We start from the raw sequence: 18,553 nt of genomic DNA on the forward strand, positions 1-18,553 counted from the left end.
CGAGCTCAGCCGAGCAGCCCCCGCAGGAATTCGCGGTGCTGTTCGTACAGTTGCTGGCATGCGTCCACGGCCTCGTCCACGCGGCCGTGCAGCACTCCGTCCGCGAGGGCCCGGTGAAGGGCGAGGATCTCGGCGCTCATGCTGTGACCGTGCGGCGAGATGCGGATGGTCGCGTCTATCTGCTGCTGCAGTCCCTGGCACAGGGAAATCAGGAGCGGGCTGCCGCTCGCCTCGATGACCGCCGCGTGCAGGGCGCTGTCGAGCTCGGCGGTCTCCGCCCGCGCCGCCACCGCGCGGGTCAGTTCGTCGAGGACGGAGGAGACCTTCGTCTTTCCCTGGTCGCTTCCCTGGCGGGCGGAGAGCCGCAGCGCACCGACCTCCAGCACCTCGCGGACGTTGACGACGTCCTGGAGGCTGAGTTGCTCGGCCGGGGTGCCGTCTGTGGGTTGTCCGACCACGAACGTGCCGCGGCCCATCTGCACCTCGAGCAGGCCGTAACCGATGAGCGTCGACACCGCCTCGCGGATCACGGGACGTGACACGCCGAACCGCTCCGCGAGGCGGCGCTCGCTGGGAATCCGGTCGCCCACGGGGTGGGTGCCCCGCCGGATGTCCTCGACCAGGAGCCGGGCGATGCGATTCGCCTGCGACTCCCTTCGAGGCGTTCCCACGTCGGCTCGGTTCATGGTCCCTCCACGGCGCTCGGTGATGGCGATCGGCTCAGTTGGTCTTGCCTGCCATACGACCTATCGCATCCTTCCCGCTCGGGTGCCGTGGGGGGCGAGGGCACATGTCCCCCCGTGCCGATGTGTGCCGCCGGCGTTGGCCGGTGCGAAGGCGCCGCTCACGCTGACACTCCTCAAACAGGTAAAGCAGGTAATACCAGTGACGCCAAGATACTCGAAGCCCGCCCCGGGCTTCAATGGTCTCCGGAAATTGGTAATACCGGTCTTGCCGGACGTCGTTCGCGCTGTTAGACATGGGTCAACGTGGAGCTGCACACGCACGACGGTGGGGGTGGGGCGGTTGAGTATCGAGGAGTACGCGGACGTCACGGTGGTCGGCGCTGGTCTGGCCGGTCTGGTCGCCGCGCGGGACGTACGGCGGGCGGGTCTGAGCGTGATCGTGGTCGAGGCGCGGGACCGGGTCGGCGGGCGGACCTGGAACCGGCCGATGCCCGGCGGCTGGACGATCGAGGCGGGCGGGCAGTACATCGGGCCCACCCAGGACCGGCTGGCCGCTCTGGCGGAGGACGTGGGAGTCGAGACCTTCCCCACCCACCATGAAGGGCGCACGACCTGGCGGGGCGCCCGCGTCCCCGAGACGTTCGAGCTGGCCCGTCCCGTGCTCGACGAGCTCGATCGGCTGGCCGCCCAGATTCCGGGAGAGGCGCCCTGGCGGGCCGAGCGCGCCGGCGAATGGGATGCCGAGACGCTGCACACCTGGCTTTCCCGCCGCGTCACCGAGCCGACCACGATGGCCCTCCTGCGGCTGGTCTTCTCGGCCGTTCTCGCGGCCGAGGCCGAGGAGCTGTCCCTGCTCCACGTGCTGACCTACATCCGTTCCGCCGGATCGACGAGCATGCTGACCGATGTGGCCGGAGGCGCCCAGGAGCGGCGGTTCAGCGGGGGCTCGCATCTCCTCGCGATCCGTCTCGCGGAACGGCTGTCCTCCCCGCCCGGTGCCGACGGGGCCGGTGCCGACGGGGGCGGCGCCGTCGGCGGAGGCGGTGTACGGCTCGACTCGCCGGTGCGCCGCATCCGGCACGGCCGGGACGGCGCCGTCGTGGAGGCCGCGGGACGCTCGATCACCAGCCGCCGGGTGATCGTCGCGGTGCCGGTCGCGCTCGGCGACCGGATCGGTTACGAGCCGGGCCTTCCCGGGCGGCGGCAGCTTCACCAGCGGATGGCGACCGGGGTCACCATCAAGATCCACTGCCGCTACGAGGAACCGTTCTGGCGAGCGGCCGGACGCTCCGGGAGCGCGCTGTCCCCCGAGGAATGGGTGTCGGCCGTCTTCGACGACTCGCCGCCGGACCGCGGCCACGGAGTGCTGATGGGCTTCGTCGTCGCCGACCGCGCCCGCGCTCTCGCCCGGTTGCCGGCCGGCGACCGGCGGTCGGCCGTGCTGGGCAGCCTCGCGCGCTACTTCGGCCGGCAGGCCATGAGGCCCACCCACTACGCCGAGACCGACTGGTCCACCGAGGACTGGACGCACGGATGCTACGGCTCGAACCTCCCGCCGGGCGCCTGGACGCGCTACGGACCGGCCCTGCGTGAGTCCGTCGGCGCGATCCACTGGGCGGGGGCCGAGACCTCCGCGGTCTGGATGAACTACATGGAGGGCGCCGTCCGCTCCGGAGAGCGCGCGGCGGCCGAGGTGGTCGCCGCCGTCGCCGGCGTGCCCGGCGGGGCGCCCGGCCGTCCGGGCGGGACCACCGAGTGAGCGAGGAAGACACCGAGTGAGCGGAGGAGACATCGTGCCCGACATCGCCTTCCGACCGGCCAGTGAGCTGACCGAGGCCCTACGGAACAAGGAGATCTCCAGCCGGGAGCTGCTGGAGGAGTACCTGCGCCGGGTGGCGCGGTTCGGTCCCGGGCTCAACGCGGTGGTGACCCTCGCGGAGGAGAAGGCCCGCCGCCGCGCGCTGGCCGCCGACGAGGCGCTGGCCAGGGGCGAGCTGTGGGGCCCGCTCCACGGTCTGCCCATGACGGTGAAGGACGCCATCGAGACCGCCGGGATCCGGACCACGGGCGGCGTGCCGGAGCTGGCCGACCACGTTCCGGACACCGACGCCGACACGGTGGCGCGGTTGCGCGCCGCCGGGGCGGTGATCTTCGGCAAGACCAACGTGCCGGTGGGAAGTGCGGACTGGCAGTCGTTCAACCCGATATTCGGCTGTACCAACAACCCCTGGAACGTCGACCGCACGCCGGGCGGATCCTCTGGCGGTTCGGCCGCGGCGCTGGCGGCCGGACTGACCGGGTTCGAGGTGGGCAGCGACATCGCCGGGTCGATCCGCACCCCCGCGCACTACTGCGGCGTCTACGGGCTGAAGACCAGCCACGGCCTCGTCCCGGCCCACGGCCACATTCCCCCCTCCCCGGGCGGGCTGGGCGAGATGGACCTCGCCGTCCTGGGGCCGATGGGACGCGCGCCCGAAGACCTCGATCTCGGACTGGACATCCTGAGCGGCGCCGCCCCGGAGCGCGCGGTCGCCTGGCGGCTGGAACTGCCTCCTCCGCGAGCCACCGCGCTGAACGGCTTCCGCGTCGCGGTCTGGCTCGACGACGCCTACTGCACGGTGGACCGTGAGGTGCTCGCGGTCATGCAGGACGCGGTCGAGGCGATCCGGAAGGCGGGCGCCGAGGTCGACGACACGGCGCGGCCGGTCGGGCTGGAGGAGTCGCACCGCGTCTACCTCGGGCTGCTGATGGGCGTCGGTGCGGGCGTGCTCAGCGACGAGGACTTCGAGGCCGCCCTGGCGCTGGGGGCCGGGGACACCGGCGCGGTCTTCGCCCCCCGGCTGGTCACCCAGCGGGCACGCGACTGGCACCGTCTCGACGAGGAGCGGCACCGGATGCGCGCCCGGTGGGCCGCGTTCTTCAAGGACCACGACGTGCTGCTCTGCCCGGTGGTGCCGACGGCGGCCATCCCGCACGACCATGCCCCAGACCAGGAAGGACGCAGGACCATCGTCAATGGCGAGACCCGCAGCTACCTCTCCGACATGACGACCTGGTCAGGCATGATCAACATGCCGCTGCTGCCGTCGGCGATGGCGCCGATCGGGCTCACCCGCGAGGGGCTTCCGGTCGGAATCCAGATCGTGGCCCCCTACCTGGAGGATCGCACGGCCACCCGCTTCGCCGGGCTTCTGCGCGACCTCGTCGGCGGTTTCCGGCCGCCGGCCGGCTACGCGTCTCACGAAGCGAGGTGAGAACCGTGCACCCAGGGGCCCATGCGCGCAGAACCCCGAACAAGCCGGCCGTCGTCATGGCGGACGGCCGATCCATCGGCTACGCCGAACTGGAGGCGGCCGCCAACCGGCTGGCGCACCTGTTCCGGTCGGCCGGGCTGCGCCGCGGCGACCACATCGCGCTGGTGGCCGAGAACAGACCCGAGCTCTTCGTGGTGGTCTGGGCCGCGCAGCGTTCCGGCCTCCACTACACCCTGTGCTCCACTCTCCTGAACGCCGAGGAGCTCGCCCGCATCGTCGACGACTGCACCGCCCGGGTCCTCATCGCCACGGACGCGACGATCGAGGTCGCCCAGGCGGTCGCCGCCCCCGCGGTCGAGCGTCGCCTGCTGATCGGTGAGCGCAGGGGCGCGCCGGCGGGATGGGAGCCGCTCGAGACCGCGCTGGCCGGGCGGCCCGCGACCCCCATCGCCGATGAGGCCGAGGGGGCGCGGATGCTCTACAGTTCCGGGACCACCGGCCGCCCCAAAGGCGTCAAGCTGCCGCTGCCCGCCGAGGGCTATCCTCACGATCCGGCGGGCGAGGCGGTCGCCGGGCTCTTCGGCATCACCCACGCCACCGTCCACCTTTCACCGGCGCCGCTCTATCACGCGGCGCCACTGTTCCTGGCGCTCATCGTCCACCGCATGGGCGGGACGGTGGTCGTCCAGGAGCGGTTCGAGCCCGATGAACTCCTCCGGTTGATCGAACGGCATCGGGTCACCCTCACCCAGCTCGTCCCCACGATGTTCGTCCGCCTGCTGCGGCTGCCCGAAGGGGTGCGCGACATGTACGACCTCTCCTCCCTGCGCGCCGCCGTGCACACCGCCGCGCCGTGCCCGGTGGAGGTGAAGGAGCGCATGATCGAGTGGTGGGGCCCGGTGCTCCACGAGTACTACACCGGCACGGAGGGGTGCGGCTTCGTCCACTGCGACAGTCAGGAATGGCTCGCGCACAAGGGGACCGTGGGCAGGGACGTGTTCGACATGCCGGTGCACATCCTCGGCGAGGACGGGGCGGAACTGCCTGCCGGGCAGGCCGGGACCATCTACTTCGAGACGTTGTCCGGCTTCGAATACCACCGTGATCCGGAGCGGACCCGGGCCGTACGAGATCCGCGTGGGCGGGGCTGGAGCACGCTCGGCGACATCGGATATCTCGACGACGACGGATTCCTGTACCTCACCGACCGCCGTGCGTACGTCATCAATTCGGGCGGGGTGAACATCTATCCCCAGGAGGCCGAGAACGTCCTCGTGCTGCACCCGAAGGTGGCCGACGCCGCGGTCTTCGGCATCCCCGACGACGAGATGGGAGAACGGGTCCACGCCGTCGTGGAGCCGGTCGACGGGATGGCCGGCTCGGCGGAACTCGTCGCCGAGCTGATCAGCCACTGCCGGGAGCGCATCGCCCACTACAAGTGCCCGCGCTCGATCGAGTTCCGTTCGCCGCTGCCCCGGCAACCGACGGGCAAGCTGTACAAGCGGCTGCTCCGGGACGAGCACTGGCGCGGCCGTTCTCCCGTCGGCCCCGGTGACGACCGGGGATGACCGCGGGGAGTACGCCGGCCGCCCCACGAAAAGGGACGGACCAGCTGGCCGCCTGAGGCCGCGGCCCACCGCCGGGGCTCCGGGCCTTGCGAGGGGTGTTCGCCGGGTCAGCCGTGCGGTGCCGCGACGAGACGGTGCCGCATCTCGCCGATGGTCTCGACATGGGTGACGAGTTCGTCCCCCGGGGCCAGCCATCGCTGCGGGGCCCGTCCCAGCCCCACGCCGGCGGGAGTTCCGGTGAAGATCAGATCGCCGGGGAGCATCGGCAACCGTGCCGACAGGGCGGCGACCAGGCGGGGAACGGAGAAGATCATGTCGCCGGTGCGGGCCCGCTGTACGCACTCCGCGCCGACGCGGCAGCCGAGGGCCACGTCATCGGGGTCGTCGAACTCGTCGATCGTGACGACGCAAGGTCCGATCGGCCCGAAGCCGGGCAGTGACTTCCCCAGGCTGAACTGGGGCGCGGGCCCCGCGAGCTGCGTGGTGCGCTCGGACAGATCCTGGCCGGCCGTCAGGCCGGCGACGTGGTCCCAGGCGTCGGCCTCGGTGACGTGACGGGCGGTTCTGCCGATCACGGCGACGAGTTCGACCTCCCAATCGGTGTGGCCGCCTTCGGGCAGGGTGATGTCGTCGTACGGCCCGGTGATGCAGGTGGGGAACTTGGTGAAGACGACAGGCTGCTCAGGTACGGCCAGACCGGACTCCGCAGCGTGTGCGCGGTAGTTCAACCCGATCGCGAACACCTGCCGTGGTGCCGGTACGGGGGCGCGTAGCTCCGCGCGGGAGTAGGGCTCGGGGGCCGGGAGCCGAGGGGCGTTCGCGGTCCAGGCCGTGAACCCGTCCCAGTGTTCGTAGACGGCGGAGGGGGCCGGGCCGAACCGGCCGGAGCTGGCGTGCTCGACGTCGATGGCGCCGTCCCCCGCCAGAAGGACCGCTCGGTCGTTCAGGTTGGCGATGCGCATGGCCTAGCGAGCCTCGACGATTTCGATGGTCAGGCCCTGCGGGTCACGGAAGTAGGCGACGGTGCGTCCCCGGTTGGGGCCGGAGGTGATCATCACCGGAGCGCTGCTGCGGGGACGGGCCCCCAGGGACGTCAGCCGGGCGAACTCGGCGGCGAGGTCGTCGGTGACCAGGCAGAGATGGGCGGTGCCCGGGTTCCTGGTCTCGATGTCGACCGGGGTTCCGGCCGGTCGGAGATACTGGATCAGCTCCAGCCGGACGTCGCTGCCCGGGATGCGGAAGATCGCGATGTCCAGCCGCGCGCCCGGGTAGCCGACCTGGTCGGAGGTGTAGGGCGCGTCGTAGATCCGCCGGACCTCCGGCGGACCGCTGAGCAGCCGCTCGTAGAAGGCCGCCGCCGCGCTGACGTCGGCGACGGTGAAGCCCATGTGCGAGACACCGGTGAGCATGGTGAGGTCTCCTAGACGTCCGCCGGGTCGACGATCCGGCCCTCGCGCGCCGACCGGTACATGGCGGCGACGAACTCCACCGCCCCGAGCCCGATGTCGCCGGACGAGCCGTTGCCCGCGCGCCCGAGCACCACGTCGATGAGGTTGTGGGCGGGCGCGTGCTCGGGATTGCGCTGTTCAGGGGGCAGTTCCAGCAGGTCCACGGTCTTGTCGGCGACATGGATCGAAGCGGTGCCCCGATTGACGTCGAACTGGACATGGCCGTCGCGGCCGAAGATCTCGAACCGGACGATCTCGTCGTGGCCGGGCAGGACGGCGCCGGTCGAGCTGAGCACGCCGATCGCGCCCCCGTCGAATCGGATCGCCACTCCGTCGGCGAGGTCGATCGGCAGTTCGAAGTTCGAGGAGAAGGCGCTGACACCGCACGGGCGCAGGCCGGTGAGCCACAGCATCAGGGCGGCGGCATGGGTGATCTGGGTCTGGCCCTGCCCGCCTCCCGACAGCGCCGGGTCGCTGTAGGTGCTCGCGCTGGGGGCGTTCACGGGATACCCCCACAGATCACGGTACGGCTCCGGGTCGCCTCGATAGAGTTCGCGGACGCTGGAGGCGTACAGGCAGGACACGTGCTCGATGGGGCCGATCACGCCGTCGGCCAGTTCCCCGCGGATGGTCAGCGCGTGCCGGTTGTAGTGCCAGGGGTAGTCGATGAGCAGTTCGGCGTCGTGCCGCCCGGCCAGGGCGATCAGCTCGCGGCCGTGCTGAGGCTCGATGACCATGGGCTTTTCCAGCAGGGTGGGCAGACCGCGACCGAGGGTGAGCCGGGCGATCGGGTGGTGCAGCGCGTGGGGGACCGCGATGACGGCCGCGTCGGCCTTCACCTCGTCCAGCAGCTCCTCGGCGGTGGCGAACGCGGCGTCCACCTCGAACGCCTCGGACGCCGCCGCCAGCCTGCGGCGGTCGGGATCGGCCAGGGCGGCGATCTCCGCATCGGGATGGCCGGCGATCGCGGGAAGGTGGGCGAACGTCGTCCACCAGCCGCAGCCGATCACCGCTACCCGCACCTTGCTCACGTCCCCGCCTCCTCGGTGCCGAGCCGGAAGATCCGCTCGGCGTTGCCGCTGAACATCGCCCGCCGCTCGGCCTCGGTGAAGCCGGAGATGATGTCGGCGTAGGCGTTCACCACGTCGCCGTAGGAGCTGTAAAGCCGGTCGACCGGCCAGTTGGTGCCGAAGAAGGCCCGGTCGGTTCCGAACGCTTCGATGCACTCCAGGACCCATGGGCGCAGGCTGCCGGTCGTCCAGCGATGGTCGGCCTGGCCGAGGCCGGAGATCTTCACGACGACGTTGGGGGCCTTGGCGATGTCGTGCATGGCGTCCCGCCACATGCGGAAGTACTCGCTGTCACGGTGGCGTGGATAGCCCGCGTGATCGATGCACAGGGTGACGCCGGAAACGCGCTCGGCCAGCCGCCGCGCGTCAGGGAACTGTTCCAGCAGCGGATCGTCGCAGCAGACCAGCCCGTGGCGTTCCAGCAGGGCGTAGCCGCGCAGCCACGACTCGTCGGTGAGGTAGCCGTCGTAGCGCAGGTCGCGTATCCCGCGGAGGCTCGGGAACTCGGCGTGCCTTGCCAGCGTCTCGGCGGCGTCGGGTCGTGTGAGGTCGGCGTAGCCCACGATGCCGTCCGGGACGCCGAGCCGGTCGGTGAACGCCTGCAGCCAGCGGGTCTCTTCCACGGGGTCGTCCGTCCCGATGGCGGCCTGGACGTGGACGACCTTGTGGACGTTGTGGAAGCGGGTCTCGGCGATGAAGTCGTCGGCCCAGTAGCGGCGTGCCCGGATCGCCTCGTCGGGGCCGACGACCGGATCGTGCGGCGCGTCCGGCTCCAGCCACTGGTAACGGAGCCGCGGATGGCCGAGGTCGTGGAAATGGACGTGGGTGTCGACGAGCGGCAGGTCGGCCATGTCACCGGGGCCCGGGGATGCTGCCGAGGCGGGCGCCGCCGTCCACGTCGAGCGTGACACCGGTGAGGAAGTCCGCGTGGTCGGAGAGGAAGAAGAGGACGGCATCGGCGACGTCGTCCTCGGTGGCGTTGCGGCCGAGCGGGTTGGTGGCGGCGGTCGCCTCCATGACCTGCTCGGCCGACAGGCCGCTGCGCCCGCTCTTCCAGCCGATGACCTCCCGCCCCATCCCGGTGGTGGGGCAGGCGACCGGGCAGACGCAGTTGGCCGTCACACCGGAGGGCGCCAGCTCCGCCGCCACCGACTCGGTCAGCCCGATGAGCCCGAACTTCGACGCCACGTAGGGGATCTGGCCAGGGAACCCGCGCCGGCCGCAGTCGGAGCCGATCGTCACGATCCGTCCTCTGCCGGACTCGCGCAGCGCCGCCGCGGCGGCCTTGACGGTCAGGAAGGCGCCCTTCAGGTTGACGTCCAGGGTGCGGTCCCAGTCGTCCTCGCCGGTCTCCTCCAGCGTGCCGACGTGGAAGACCCCGGCCGAGACGACCAGGGTGTCCAACCGGCCGAAGTCGTCGACCGCCCGTTCCACCGTCGCGCGTATCTCCTCGGCCGAGCGAACGTCGGCGGTGATGCCGAGCGCCCGGTCTCCGAGGCCGTCCACCGTTTCCTTGACCCGCCCTCCGTCGATGTCGACGACCGCCACCGAGGCTCCGGCCTCGTGCAGCCGCCGGGCGATCCGCCGCCCGAATCCGGAGGCGCCTCCGGTGACCAACGCCCTGCGCTCCTGAGCGATCCGCATGCCCCTCCGCCTTCACTGGCGCCACAACGCCGACGCCGGACGCTATATCATCTAGCAAGTCCCTCAATGCTAGATGCTATAGCATCTCGGACATGAAGCTCCAGCCTCTTACCGACGACAGCCTCACCGACCGGGTGACAGGGCGGATCCGCGATGCGATCCACGAGGGCCGCTACCCGCCGGGTGCCCGTCTGGTCGAGCGGACGCTGGCCGCCGAACTGGGCGTCAGTCACATCCCCGTCCGCGAGGCACTGGTCCGGCTGACCGATCAGGGCCTGGTCGAGCGCGCGCCTCGCCGAGGGGCGCGGGTGGCCACGCTGACGCCCAGGGAACTGGAGGAGCTCTCCTCGCTGCGCATCGTGCTGGAGCGCTTCGTGGTCACCCGCGTCCAGGAGAGGCTCACCGCGACGGGGGAGAAGGAGCTTCGCCGCGTGGTCGCGTCGATGCGGCAGGCCGCCGCCCGCGGCGACTTCCGCCGGGTGTTCGACCTCGACCAGCGCTTCCACGAACGGCTGTGGGAGCTGGCCGACCACCGGATGCTGGGGGAGGTCGTCACCGGGCTGGGCGGCCGGATCGGCGCGTTCCTGCGTGCCGCGACGGCGGCGCTGGAGATCGAGGCGCTCGAAGAGCACGCCGCCTCACACGACGAGCTGCTGGACGCGATTGTCAGCGGCGACGCCGAGACCGGCTGTGCGGAGATGACCCGCCACATCGAGCTGGCCACCGAACGACTGCGCGGCACGCTGGACGGAGGGGACGGTGATGGCTGAGCCGCCGCCGCTGGTGGTCGTCACCGATTCCGACCTGCCGGGTGACGCGCCGGAGCAGATCCTCGGGGCGGCCGGCCTGCGGGTGCGCCGCGCCTCCTGCCGCTCGGCCGAGGAGGTCGCCAGGGCGGCCCGGGACGCGACGGCGCTGCTGGTGCAGTGGGCACCGATCACCGCACCGGTGCTGGACCGGCTGGACCGGCTGCGCTTCGTCAGCCGCCTGGGGATCGGTCACGACATGATCGACGTCGCCGGCGCCACCGCGCGCGGGATCGCCGTGGCCAACACCCCCGACTACTGCGTCGAGGAGGTCGCGGCCCACACCATCGCCATGGTCATGGCGCTGGCGCGGCGGCTGCCCGTCCTCGACCGGGCGGTGCGGGACGGCCGCTGGTCGGCGACCGGCGACGGGGTCGGCGCGCTGCGTCCCTCGCGGGCCAGCGTGGCCGTCATCGGCTTCGGCCGGATCGGCTCGCTCGTCGCCGAGCACGCCCGCGCCCTCGGGTTCCGCGTGGTCGTGCACGACCCGAACGTGGAGGAGGCGGCCGTCCGGGCGGCCGGTCACGAGCCCTCGCCACTGGAAGAGGCCCTGGCCGTCGCCGACATCGTCACCCTGCACGTGCCGCTGACCGACCTCACCCGGCGCCTGCTGAACGGCGAGACCATGGCCCGGATGCGGCCCGGCGCGCGGATCGTGAACACCTGCCGGGGCGGGCTGATCGACGAAACGGCGCTCGCCGAAGCCCTGGCGTCCGGCCATGTCGCCGCGGCGGCGCTCGATGTGTTCGAACAGGAGCCGCTGTCCGCCGCCAGCCCGCTCCGGCATGCCCCCGGCGTGCTGCTGACCCCTCACGCCGCCTGGTACTCACCAGACTCCCTGGAGGAACTGCCCCGTCGCGCGGCCCGCCAGATCGTCGACTTCCTGGAGGGCAGACCAGTGCCCTCCATCGTCAACCCCGAGTACGCGAGCACCTGACCGGAGAGATGCCGCCCGCCGACCCCGCCTGAAGCGGGGCCGGTGCGAGGGCGTGCGGGCTCAGCGGCCGGTCAGGACGCGCACCAGCACGATCCACTGGTCGGGATGGGCGTCGGCGACCAGCGCGCCGGGCGCGATCCCCGCCGCGGCCAGCGCCGCGTCCACCCGGCGCCGCGGATGCGCCGAGCACAGCGACGCCCGCAGCGAACCGCCCCTGCCGGTGAACCCCAGGTCGACGCAGCGCAGGTAGTCGCCCATCGCCGCCGGCGGCAGCAGCGGACGCGGCCGCCGCGCCAGCCGCAGCACCGCGCCGTCCACCCGCGGCACTGGCCGAAACAGCCCCCGCGGGACCCGGCCGCCCAGCTCCCAGCCGAACTCCGGCCAGGTCCGCACGGTCAGCCGCGACCACCGCCCGTACCCGCCGGTGCGCTTGCGCGCGTACTCCAATTGCGTGATCAGCGTCGCTGACGCCAGGCCCGGCGCCTCCAGCGCCCAGCCGACGATCCGCGACGTCGCGCCGAACGGGATGTTCCCGGCCAGGTGGAACGGGCCCGACGGCGGGCGGGCGGCCAGGAAGTCGCCGGTCACGCACCGCACGTTCGGCAGCGCCGCGCACCGCGCGCGCAGCCGCGCCGCCAGCCGCGGATCGATCTCGTAGGCCACGACACGCCCGGCGCGGGTGGCCAGCGCGGCGGTGATCCGGCCGTCGCCCGCCCCGGCCTCCACGATCAGCGCTCCGGGCGCGGGCACGGCGGCGCGGGCGTAGCGGGCGATCGCCGCGGAATCGGACAAGAAGTTCTGCGACAGCGTGCGCCGCGCGTTCGCGCGCGGGCCGCCGCGATGGTGCTGGTTCAGGGTCGCCGTCCTCGGCTTCCGGCCCCGACGGGGCCGGCCGGACGGGCACCAGAGGCACCGCGGGCACGCGCGAGGCGGCATCACCGCACGCGTGACCGGCCGAAGGCGGTTCGAGGCGCGGCCGGGCCCGTCCGAGGTGGTCATGGACGCTCGAAAGCCCTGGACCGCGGGTGGGAACGCCGACGAGCGCGCACGACCTCGTAAGGCCGCCGCGCAGCCGCGCAGCGAAGAAGGCGGGGACCTTGAGACGGCCCCGCCGGCAAAAGTCAGGCGAGAACGCGCGCCATCGGCCGGTCCAGGACGGGACGTGCCTCACGCAGCCTCGCCGAGACCGCGTGCCCGGTCCTCAGGACCGCGCTCTTCATGAAACAGACCATGCCGCCGATCGTAGGAGACCACCGGCCCGGCCCCCAACAGGTTTTCCCGCCCCCGGGCGGCGGCCGCGCCCTCGTAGGCTGGGCCGCCCTCCGTAGTAGACGCCGCGCACCGGTCCTTTCAGCTTTGTGATGTCCCAGCTCCGAACCTGGTCGGGGCCGTCGGCCTGCAGTCCGGGCTTGACCATGGCCGGGCGGACCGCCTGGGCGCGCCGCTCGCCGGCCTGCCCGCGCTCGCGCAGCAGCCGATACATCGTGGCCTGCGAGCACAGGTAGGTGCCCTCGTCCAGCAGGACCGCCCACACCTGGGCCGGGGACTTGTCGGCGAACCGCGGCGAGTCCAGCACCGCCAGCACCTGTTCACGCTCGTCCTCGGCCAGTGCGGCCGGGTGATGAAAGGGTCGGCGCGGGCCGTGGCGTGGCGGTCGCGGGTTGCGGTGCCGGTGCAGCGTTGCCCGCGATCTGCCGAGAATTGTGCACGCCCGGCTGGTACCGACCAGGGCCTCCGGCTAGGACCTCGCCGCCCTACCGCTCCTGCCGACCCGGATCCGCCACATCTGCGGGAGCGGGGAGCTGTGGTGAGGCGATATGAAGCCGATCTGAAGCCGCCTGGTGGTTTGATCGGGTCAGTTGACGCATCTGCTGCATGACGCCCGATGGCGACATCGCGGTATCGCGGTGAAGTGCGACGTACCGTGTCGAGACGGCCCGGTCGGCTCCGACCTTCTGGTGACCGGTGCCGGAGGGCGGTGCCGACGGATCCAAGGAGCGCTCTGGATGTCCGATGTTCGTGTTCAAAACTTCACGATCTCGCTGGACGGTTTCGGTACCGGCGCGGGTCAGGCCGCCGACGCCCCGTTCGGGCACGCCGGTGAACGCCTGCACGAGTGGATGTTCGCCACCCGCTTCTGGCACGAGATGGGCGGCGCCCGGGGCGGCAGTCTCGGTGCCGACCACGCGTTCGCCGCGATGCACGGCACCGGCATCGGCGCCGAGATCATGGGCGCCGGCAAGTTCGGCCCGCCCGGCTGGCAGGACGACCTCGACTACAAGGGCGCCTGGGGACCCAACCCGCCATTCCACACCCCGGTCTTCGTGCTCACCCACCGGCCCCGGCCCTCCATCGAGATGGAGGGCGGCACGACGTTCCACTTCCTGGACGCCTCGCCCGCCGAAGCCCTCAACGCGGCCCGCGAGGCGGCCGGCGGCCAGGACATACGGCTGGGCGGCGGGCCCTCGGTGGTACGCGACTTCCTCATCGAGGGCCTGGTCGACCACATGCACGTGGTCCAGGTCCCGCTCCTGCTCGGCCGCGGCGTCCGGCTCTGGGACGGCCTGGAATCCCTGGAAGAGGCCTACGACATCGAAGCGGTCTCCACCCCCTCCGGTGTCACCCACCTGACCTTCACCGCCAAACGCCGATGACCGCGAAGGCAATCGGGTTGTAGGAGGCAGACCATGGAAACCTTCATCAAAGACGTGACGTCTCTGGTCAGCACCATCGACGACGAGCACGAGATCACCAAGCGGATCTCCGAGCGGTTGTCCGAGCTGCTGGCCGGCGACTACCGGCTCCCGCCGGAACTCACCAGACCGTCGAACGAACACCATGTCAACTACCCCCTCTATATCGCTCCCGACGACAGCTGGTCACTGGCGTGCGTCGTCTGGGATGTGGGTCAGCACACACCCGTCCACGGACACCAGACATGGGGCGTCGCCGGAATCTACGCGGGGGCCGAACGCGAGACCCGCTATCTCAAGCCCGTGGCATCCGAGCCGAGGGCCCTGAGGCCGGCCGGTGAGCGCGTGTGGGAACGCGGGCAGGTCACCGTATGCTGCACGACCGACGACGACGTCCATGCCGTCGCGGCCGTCGGCGACGAGCCCACCGTCGGGATCCACATCTACGGAGGCAACATCGGCACCCTCAACCGGCCGTTGTACGACCCGGCCACCGGAGAAGTCCAATGGTTCGTTTCCGGCTGGGACAGCCCACCAGGCCAATACTGAGCTGATTCCAACCTCATTTGGCCTGGTGGTGGAGAGTGAGGTGGCCTGGACGGATGGCGGTCAGGCGGCTGGGCGAGCAGCGGGCCTTTTGCAGGATGTGCCAGCGCTTGAGCGTGGCGTCGCCCTGTTCGCCGAGCGCGCGGACCTTGGCGTGGTGCCTTCGTCCTCGCCATCGTCAAGAGCCTGGAGACGGACGCCGAGTATGCGGGGATGGCGCTGCTGGGCGAGATCGCGCCGTACGTGACGGCCGACCACGGCCATCACCGTCAGATCCGTGATCACCTGGTCGCCATGCTGGTGCGACACGGCTTCCCGCGCGCCGCGCGCGAGGTGGCCGAACGATCATTGTCCGCCGTCAAGGAGTGGGCCGCCACCCACCCGCAGCGCGACGAGGCCAGGTTCTGCCTCGGCGCCGCGCACGACACCTGCGGCCAGGCTCGGCTCGCCGACGGCCAGCCGGTGGCGGCCGAAGCGGTGCTCGCGGTCGCCGTCGACATCTACCACGAGCTGGCGGCGGAGCATCCGACCTTCATCGAAGCGGACCAGCGGCTCGCCAACTCGTTGCAGCACCTCGGCGAGGTGCACCGCGCGCTCGATCTGCCCGAGCACAAGGACAAGGAATACGAGATCTGGTCCGAGTGCTCTGAGATCCGTGCCCGGCTCTTCCAGGCGAATACGAGCCCCGGAAACGGCCATCGAAGCCGGCCTGGCCTTCCAGCGCCTCGCCGGTCTGGCCAAGCGCGACGGCGATCGGGACAACGCGCTGAAGCTGCTGAGCATCCGCCTGATGATGACGGAGGCGGTGGCGGAAATGTATCCGTACGACGAGAAACTCGCCGCGGAACTCGCCACTGCCAGGGAGGACGCCGCCGCCTTCGAGACGCATGAGCCGGTGGCGCGTCCCGGCGGAACGGCGAGGGTCATCGGGATCCTGAGACAGGGCCCGTTCGCCTTCAACATCTTCTCCGGCGCCGACCTGACCGGCGCCGACCTGACAAGGGCGGGGTTCGGCTTCAGCGGACTTCACGACTTCCCCCGGACCAGCCGGAGCCGGTACCAGAAGGACGGCCGCGCGCCTGCGGGCTCGGCCGTGCCACCGCCTTGGCCTTCCCGCGCCGGAGCCAGGTCACCCTCGCCGACGCCATGATCGCCGCGGCACGGCCCTGACGCCGCCACCGCTCCCTCCGGGACCTGACGTCAGAGCCCCGCGGCCCCCTTGGACAGATCGACCACGTTCCTGGGCGCCGCGACCTTGACGGGCGCGTCGTAGGTGAAGTTCAGACTGCCGCCGCCGGAGGCATCGCCCCCGCCGAGCCGCAGCGGGTAGTGCGGCTCCTGTGCGGAGATCCACAGCAGGCCCTCGGAGTCGTCCTTCAGGGTGACCGCGGGCTTGCCGTTGACGGTGGCGTCGGCCTCCCGGGTGATCGACCCGTCCGGGTCGAGGAACTTCGCCCACCCCGCGGGCGTGGTGAAGATCGAGAACCGCAGCGTCATCTGCGCGTTGCCGAGCGCCCACCGGTTCCCGATCCGGTTGGCGAGCGCGGGGCTGCCGGCCTTCAGCCACAGCGAGCGGCCGCGGAAGTAGTACTGGGACCCGACCTTGATGATCTGCATCGTGACGCTGCTGCCCTTTACCGGCACGGTCAGCACACCCTTGGCCCGGGTGCCGTCGGTGATCAGGTCGATCTTGACGGTCTCGCCGTCGCTGGACATGACCCCCGCGACCCGGAACGACTTGGCGCCGCGCAGTGCGGTCTGCGCCTCCTGCAGGATCTGGTTCGGGTTCTTGCCCGCGAACGCGCTGGCACTCGGCGACGCCGCGGTGGGCGACCCCGAGGTGCTCCCGGACGCCCCCGGGCCCTTCTCGGACCCGCAGGCCGCGGCGCTCAGCAGCAGCGCGGACACCGCGACGGTCGCGACGATCCGCGGAAGGCGAGGGGACGGACGTGACGTCATCATGCTCTCCATCATCGAAAGGGGGAACCGTGCAAGTTAGCGCAATCTGCACCACTCGGGCATTCGGGTTTCCCGCCGGCATGGAGAATCCGCCGCGCCTCAAGCGGCGCGTGCACCCCTAACAGCGCTGCCGCGCCCTGCGGCGTCACGGACCGGGCATCTCCCCTGGGGACGTCGACCGCGCCGGCCGGCGGCCTGGCCTGGACCGGCACGTCGTAGGTGACGTCGATGCCACCGGCCGGCCTCCCGCGGGATGCTGAACGGAAAACCACCCTGAGCCGGGCATGCGGCAGTGCCCGTTCTGTGGGGCGGAACGGTTGTCGGGTGTGGTCAGGCTGCGGGTTCGAGGGTGACCTGGTGGCCGAGGAGTTGGCGGACGAGGTCGCGGGTTTTGCGGGTGGGGTTGAGATGACGTTGGTACCAGTCGGCGCCGAGCTCTTGGTAGTGGGTGTCAGGTTCGTTGATCAGGTGCCAGGTGATGACGAGGATGGAGCGGGCGATGGCGACGATGGCCTGTGGAGCGCTCGATGTTGCCGCCTGCGCCGGGATGCGAGCCTGCGGATTCACGCCGCCGAAAGTGCATTGCTGACTGCTCTGGCGGCCCTGGCCGCCGGCTCTGTGGGCGACATGACCGGCTTGAGCGGGCGACGAGTACCCGGTTTCGGGGTGCTACCAGCGCGGATGCAGGGCCCGGATCGAGCCGCTGAGCCGCCATCGAGCCGCCACGGGGACGAACCGGGGCATGGCGGGCGGTGGACAAACCGGGCAATCTCGCGTTTGCTCTGGTCAGAGATGGTGGGTCGGGTGGGACTCGAACCCACAACCTACGGATTAAAAGTCTGAAATTGTCGTATCAGGATGGTGTTCTGGGGGTCATTCTGTGTTAGCTCGTCCGCATCGAGCCCGATTTTCATGTCGGACAATGCCGTTGCGTGCCGATCAGTTTCGGAACCGCCGAGCCGACGACGAGCCGCCATGGACCGTTTTTCCGAGCGGCACAGGTCAACGCAGAAGGCCGCAGTAACGCGACACGCCATGCTCGACCTGTGCCAGGTCATCCCGCGCGAGGTAGTCAACGATTTCGCCGACGACGTACATGACGTCGATGGTACGGATCTGATCAATCAAGATCTTGGTTTCCCGCCCGGCGACGATGACCTCCGGCCTGAAGACCGATGCTTGGGCGCTGGTCGAGGTAGGGATGATGGTCACCGTGGACCAGACGTTCTGCTCGATGCTGATGACGAGCCCGAGGCGCCGCCCCCGTTGCTCGTGGCCACGTTTTGCATCACCCAGGTCCACCGGATAGACCGCTCCCCGGATCATGCGTGATCCTGCGACCTTGCCGGAACGGTCAGGCCGGTACCGGTGATCCGGATGTTGCCGTCGGCGTCGTACTCCCAGGCATCCGCTTCAGCGGACAGATCTTCGGTCCTCAGCCGGTGCATGTCGGCTCGGGCGCGTTCTTCCCATGCCTCGCGGTCCAGCAACCGCAATGCGCGACGGATGACGTCACTGGTCTTCTCGTCCTTGTGACGATTGGCTTCGATGACACGGAGGTCTTCTTCGGTGGGCCGGAATCCGACGCTCATAGACCTAGCGTACAACAATTGTTAGACGTTCGCAGGGTCGCCACCATCACGGCGCCTGCGATCAGCCCGGGAGTCAAGGCGGCTCGGCTGGCGGTTCCGGGGCAGCAGGTGGCTGCCCTGGCTGCACCCGGAACTAGAACAGCTCCCAGGCCTGTTCGACCCTGGTGGCGATTCAGGGGAAGTGGGTCAAGCCGCGAGGCGTAGTTATAGGCGGGCGAGGTGGGCTCGGGCTCTCCCCCCGAGGTGTGGACACCTTGAGCGCCCTGGATCATGGAGATCTGGGGGTGAGAGGGGTCCCGTGTGGGGATGAAGGTCTATTCCGAGGAGTTCAAGGCCGACGCGGTGGCGTT

Annotated in this window: 20 protein-coding genes; 8 read left to right on the plus strand and 12 right to left on the minus strand. The window is 70.8% G+C overall.

What is annotated here, in order from left to right:
* Positions 1–5: 5 nt before the first annotated feature.
* Positions 6–686: a FadR/GntR family transcriptional regulator gene (locus SM418_RS12005; RefSeq protein ID WP_371940513.1), complete on the minus strand. Its 681-nt coding sequence runs from the start codon at positions 684–686 to the stop codon at positions 6–8.
* 340 nt (positions 687–1,026) lie between these two features.
* Here SM418_RS12005 and SM418_RS12010 point away from each other — a divergent pair, with 340 nt between their 5' ends.
* Genes SM418_RS12010 through SM418_RS12020 form a run of 3 tightly spaced genes read left to right on the plus strand, consistent with a single transcriptional unit; the run spans position 1,027 to position 5,508 of the window.
* On the plus strand, positions 1,027–2,445 hold the full coding sequence (locus tag SM418_RS12010) for a flavin monoamine oxidase family protein (protein WP_371940512.1): 1,419 nt from the start codon (positions 1,027–1,029) through the stop codon (positions 2,443–2,445).
* Positions 2,446–2,479: 34 nt separating this feature from the next.
* Positions 2,480–3,940 (plus strand): amidase, encoded by a 1,461-nt coding sequence (locus tag SM418_RS12015; protein WP_371940511.1) that lies wholly within the window; start codon positions 2,480–2,482, stop codon positions 3,938–3,940.
* A 5-nt stretch (positions 3,941–3,945) separates the two neighbouring features.
* A complete protein-coding gene (locus SM418_RS12020; protein ID WP_371940510.1) occupies positions 3,946–5,508 on the plus strand; it encodes an AMP-binding protein in 1,563 nt (520 codons plus the stop codon).
* Positions 5,509–5,615: 107 nt separating this feature from the next.
* On the opposite strand, the gene SM418_RS12025 is transcribed toward SM418_RS12020, so the two are convergent.
* The 5 genes from SM418_RS12025 to SM418_RS12045 are packed head-to-tail and all read right to left on the minus strand — an operon-like array spanning position 5,616 to position 9,670.
* Positions 5,616–6,470, minus strand: a complete 855-nt coding sequence (locus SM418_RS12025; RefSeq protein WP_371940509.1) for a fumarylacetoacetate hydrolase family protein — start codon at positions 6,468–6,470, stop codon at positions 5,616–5,618.
* Positions 6,471–6,473: 3 nt separating this feature from the next.
* The gene (locus SM418_RS12030; protein WP_371940508.1) at positions 6,474–6,917 is read right to left on the minus strand and encodes a VOC family protein; all 444 of its coding nucleotides are present in this window, start codon (positions 6,915–6,917) and stop codon (positions 6,474–6,476) included.
* 11 nt (positions 6,918–6,928) lie between these two features.
* Positions 6,929–7,987, minus strand: coding sequence for a Gfo/Idh/MocA family protein (locus SM418_RS12035; RefSeq protein ID WP_371940507.1), 1,059 nt, complete (start codon positions 7,985–7,987; stop codon positions 6,929–6,931).
* The gene (locus SM418_RS12040; protein ID WP_371940506.1) at positions 7,984–8,877 is read right to left on the minus strand and encodes an amidohydrolase family protein; all 894 of its coding nucleotides are present in this window, start codon (positions 8,875–8,877) and stop codon (positions 7,984–7,986) included. Before SM418_RS12040 ends, SM418_RS12035 begins: the two co-directional genes overlap by 4 nt.
* Before the next feature lies 1 nt (position 8,878).
* Positions 8,879–9,670, minus strand: a complete 792-nt coding sequence (locus tag SM418_RS12045) for an SDR family NAD(P)-dependent oxidoreductase (protein WP_371940505.1) — start codon at positions 9,668–9,670, stop codon at positions 8,879–8,881.
* A 92-nt stretch (positions 9,671–9,762) separates the two neighbouring features.
* On the opposite strand from SM418_RS12045, the gene SM418_RS12050 reads away from it, so the two are divergent.
* Both SM418_RS12050 and SM418_RS12055 read left to right on the plus strand, forming a co-directional pair.
* Complete coding sequence (locus SM418_RS12050) at positions 9,763–10,440, plus strand: GntR family transcriptional regulator (RefSeq protein WP_371940504.1); 678 nt, start codon at positions 9,763–9,765, stop codon at positions 10,438–10,440.
* On the plus strand, positions 10,433–11,413 hold the full coding sequence (locus SM418_RS12055) for a C-terminal binding protein (RefSeq protein ID WP_371940503.1): 981 nt from the start codon (positions 10,433–10,435) through the stop codon (positions 11,411–11,413). The genes SM418_RS12050 and SM418_RS12055 overlap by 8 nt, the downstream gene beginning before the upstream one ends.
* 60 nt (positions 11,414–11,473) lie before the next feature.
* On the opposite strand, the gene erm is transcribed toward SM418_RS12055, so the two are convergent.
* Both erm and SM418_RS12065 read right to left on the minus strand, forming a co-directional pair.
* Entirely contained in the window at positions 11,474–12,349 is an 876-nt protein-coding gene (gene erm / locus SM418_RS12060) for an ErmE/ErmH/ErmO/ErmR family 23S rRNA (adenine(2058)-N(6))-methyltransferase (protein WP_371940832.1), read from the minus strand.
* Positions 12,350–12,629: 280 nt separating this feature from the next.
* Complete coding sequence (locus SM418_RS12065; protein ID WP_371940502.1) at positions 12,630–12,998, minus strand: hypothetical protein; 369 nt, start codon at positions 12,996–12,998, stop codon at positions 12,630–12,632.
* A 421-nt stretch (positions 12,999–13,419) separates the two neighbouring features.
* Between SM418_RS12065 and SM418_RS12070 the strand changes: the two genes are divergently transcribed.
* From SM418_RS12070 to SM418_RS12080, 3 genes are all read left to right on the plus strand, one after another.
* Complete coding sequence (locus SM418_RS12070) at positions 13,420–14,067, plus strand: dihydrofolate reductase family protein (RefSeq protein ID WP_371940501.1); 648 nt, start codon at positions 13,420–13,422, stop codon at positions 14,065–14,067.
* Between the two features lie 33 nt (positions 14,068–14,100).
* Positions 14,101–14,655, plus strand: coding sequence for a cysteine dioxygenase family protein (locus SM418_RS12075; RefSeq protein WP_371940500.1), 555 nt, complete (start codon positions 14,101–14,103; stop codon positions 14,653–14,655).
* A gap of 210 nt (positions 14,656–14,865) precedes the next feature.
* Positions 14,866–15,543, plus strand: coding sequence for a hypothetical protein (locus tag SM418_RS12080; RefSeq protein WP_371940499.1), 678 nt, complete (start codon positions 14,866–14,868; stop codon positions 15,541–15,543).
* A gap of 309 nt (positions 15,544–15,852) precedes the next feature.
* Here the strand turns inward: SM418_RS12080 and SM418_RS12085 are convergent, their stop codons facing one another.
* From SM418_RS12085 to SM418_RS12100, 4 genes are all read right to left on the minus strand, one after another.
* On the minus strand, positions 15,853–16,614 hold the full coding sequence (locus SM418_RS12085) for a LolA-like protein (protein ID WP_371940498.1): 762 nt from the start codon (positions 16,612–16,614) through the stop codon (positions 15,853–15,855).
* Positions 16,615–16,941: 327 nt separating this feature from the next.
* On the minus strand, positions 16,942–17,178 hold the full coding sequence (locus SM418_RS12090; RefSeq protein ID WP_371940497.1) for a hypothetical protein: 237 nt from the start codon (positions 17,176–17,178) through the stop codon (positions 16,942–16,944).
* Between the two features lie 435 nt (positions 17,179–17,613).
* Positions 17,614–17,937 (minus strand): type II toxin-antitoxin system PemK/MazF family toxin, encoded by a 324-nt coding sequence (locus tag SM418_RS12095; RefSeq protein WP_371940496.1) that lies wholly within the window; start codon positions 17,935–17,937, stop codon positions 17,614–17,616.
* Complete coding sequence (locus tag SM418_RS12100; protein ID WP_371940495.1) at positions 17,934–18,203, minus strand: hypothetical protein; 270 nt, start codon at positions 18,201–18,203, stop codon at positions 17,934–17,936. The genes SM418_RS12095 and SM418_RS12100 overlap by 4 nt, the downstream gene beginning before the upstream one ends.
* Positions 18,204–18,553 lie beyond the last annotated feature (350 nt).

This window comes from Actinomadura chokoriensis (genome assembly GCF_041463665.1).
Taxonomy (GTDB): domain Bacteria; phylum Actinomycetota; class Actinomycetes; order Streptosporangiales; family Streptosporangiaceae; genus Spirillospora; species Spirillospora chokoriensis_A.

Coding starts and splice junctions, on each gene's coding strand:
- SM418_RS12055 (WP_371940503.1), top strand. CDS start 10,433: ATGGCTGAGCCGCCGCCGCTGGTGGTCGTCACCGATTCCGACCTGCCG.
- SM418_RS12070 (WP_371940501.1), top strand. CDS start 13,420: ATGTCCGATGTTCGTGTTCAAAACTTCACGATCTCGCTGGACGGTTTC.
- SM418_RS12075 (WP_371940500.1), top strand. CDS start 14,101: ATGGAAACCTTCATCAAAGACGTGACGTCTCTGGTCAGCACCATCGAC.
- SM418_RS12030 (WP_371940508.1), bottom strand. CDS start 6,917: ATGCTCACCGGTGTCTCGCACATGGGCTTCACCGTCGCCGACGTCAGC.
- SM418_RS12080 (WP_371940499.1), top strand. CDS start 14,866: ATGGCGCTGCTGGGCGAGATCGCGCCGTACGTGACGGCCGACCACGGC.
- SM418_RS12005 (WP_371940513.1), bottom strand. CDS start 686: ATGAACCGAGCCGACGTGGGAACGCCTCGAAGGGAGTCGCAGGCGAAT.
- SM418_RS12045 (WP_371940505.1), bottom strand. CDS start 9,670: ATGCGGATCGCTCAGGAGCGCAGGGCGTTGGTCACCGGAGGCGCCTCC.
- SM418_RS12085 (WP_371940498.1), bottom strand. CDS start 16,614: ATGATGACGTCACGTCCGTCCCCTCGCCTTCCGCGGATCGTCGCGACC.
- SM418_RS12100 (WP_371940495.1), bottom strand. CDS start 18,203: ATGAGCGTCGGATTCCGGCCCACCGAAGAAGACCTCCGTGTCATCGAA.
- SM418_RS12050 (WP_371940504.1), top strand. CDS start 9,763: ATGAAGCTCCAGCCTCTTACCGACGACAGCCTCACCGACCGGGTGACA.
- erm (WP_371940832.1), bottom strand. CDS start 12,349: ATGCCGCCTCGCGCGTGCCCGCGGTGCCTCTGGTGCCCGTCCGGCCGG.
- SM418_RS12025 (WP_371940509.1), bottom strand. CDS start 6,470: ATGCGCATCGCCAACCTGAACGACCGAGCGGTCCTTCTGGCGGGGGAC.
- SM418_RS12040 (WP_371940506.1), bottom strand. CDS start 8,877: ATGGCCGACCTGCCGCTCGTCGACACCCACGTCCATTTCCACGACCTC.
- SM418_RS12095 (WP_371940496.1), bottom strand. CDS start 17,937: ATGATCCGGGGAGCGGTCTATCCGGTGGACCTGGGTGATGCAAAACGT.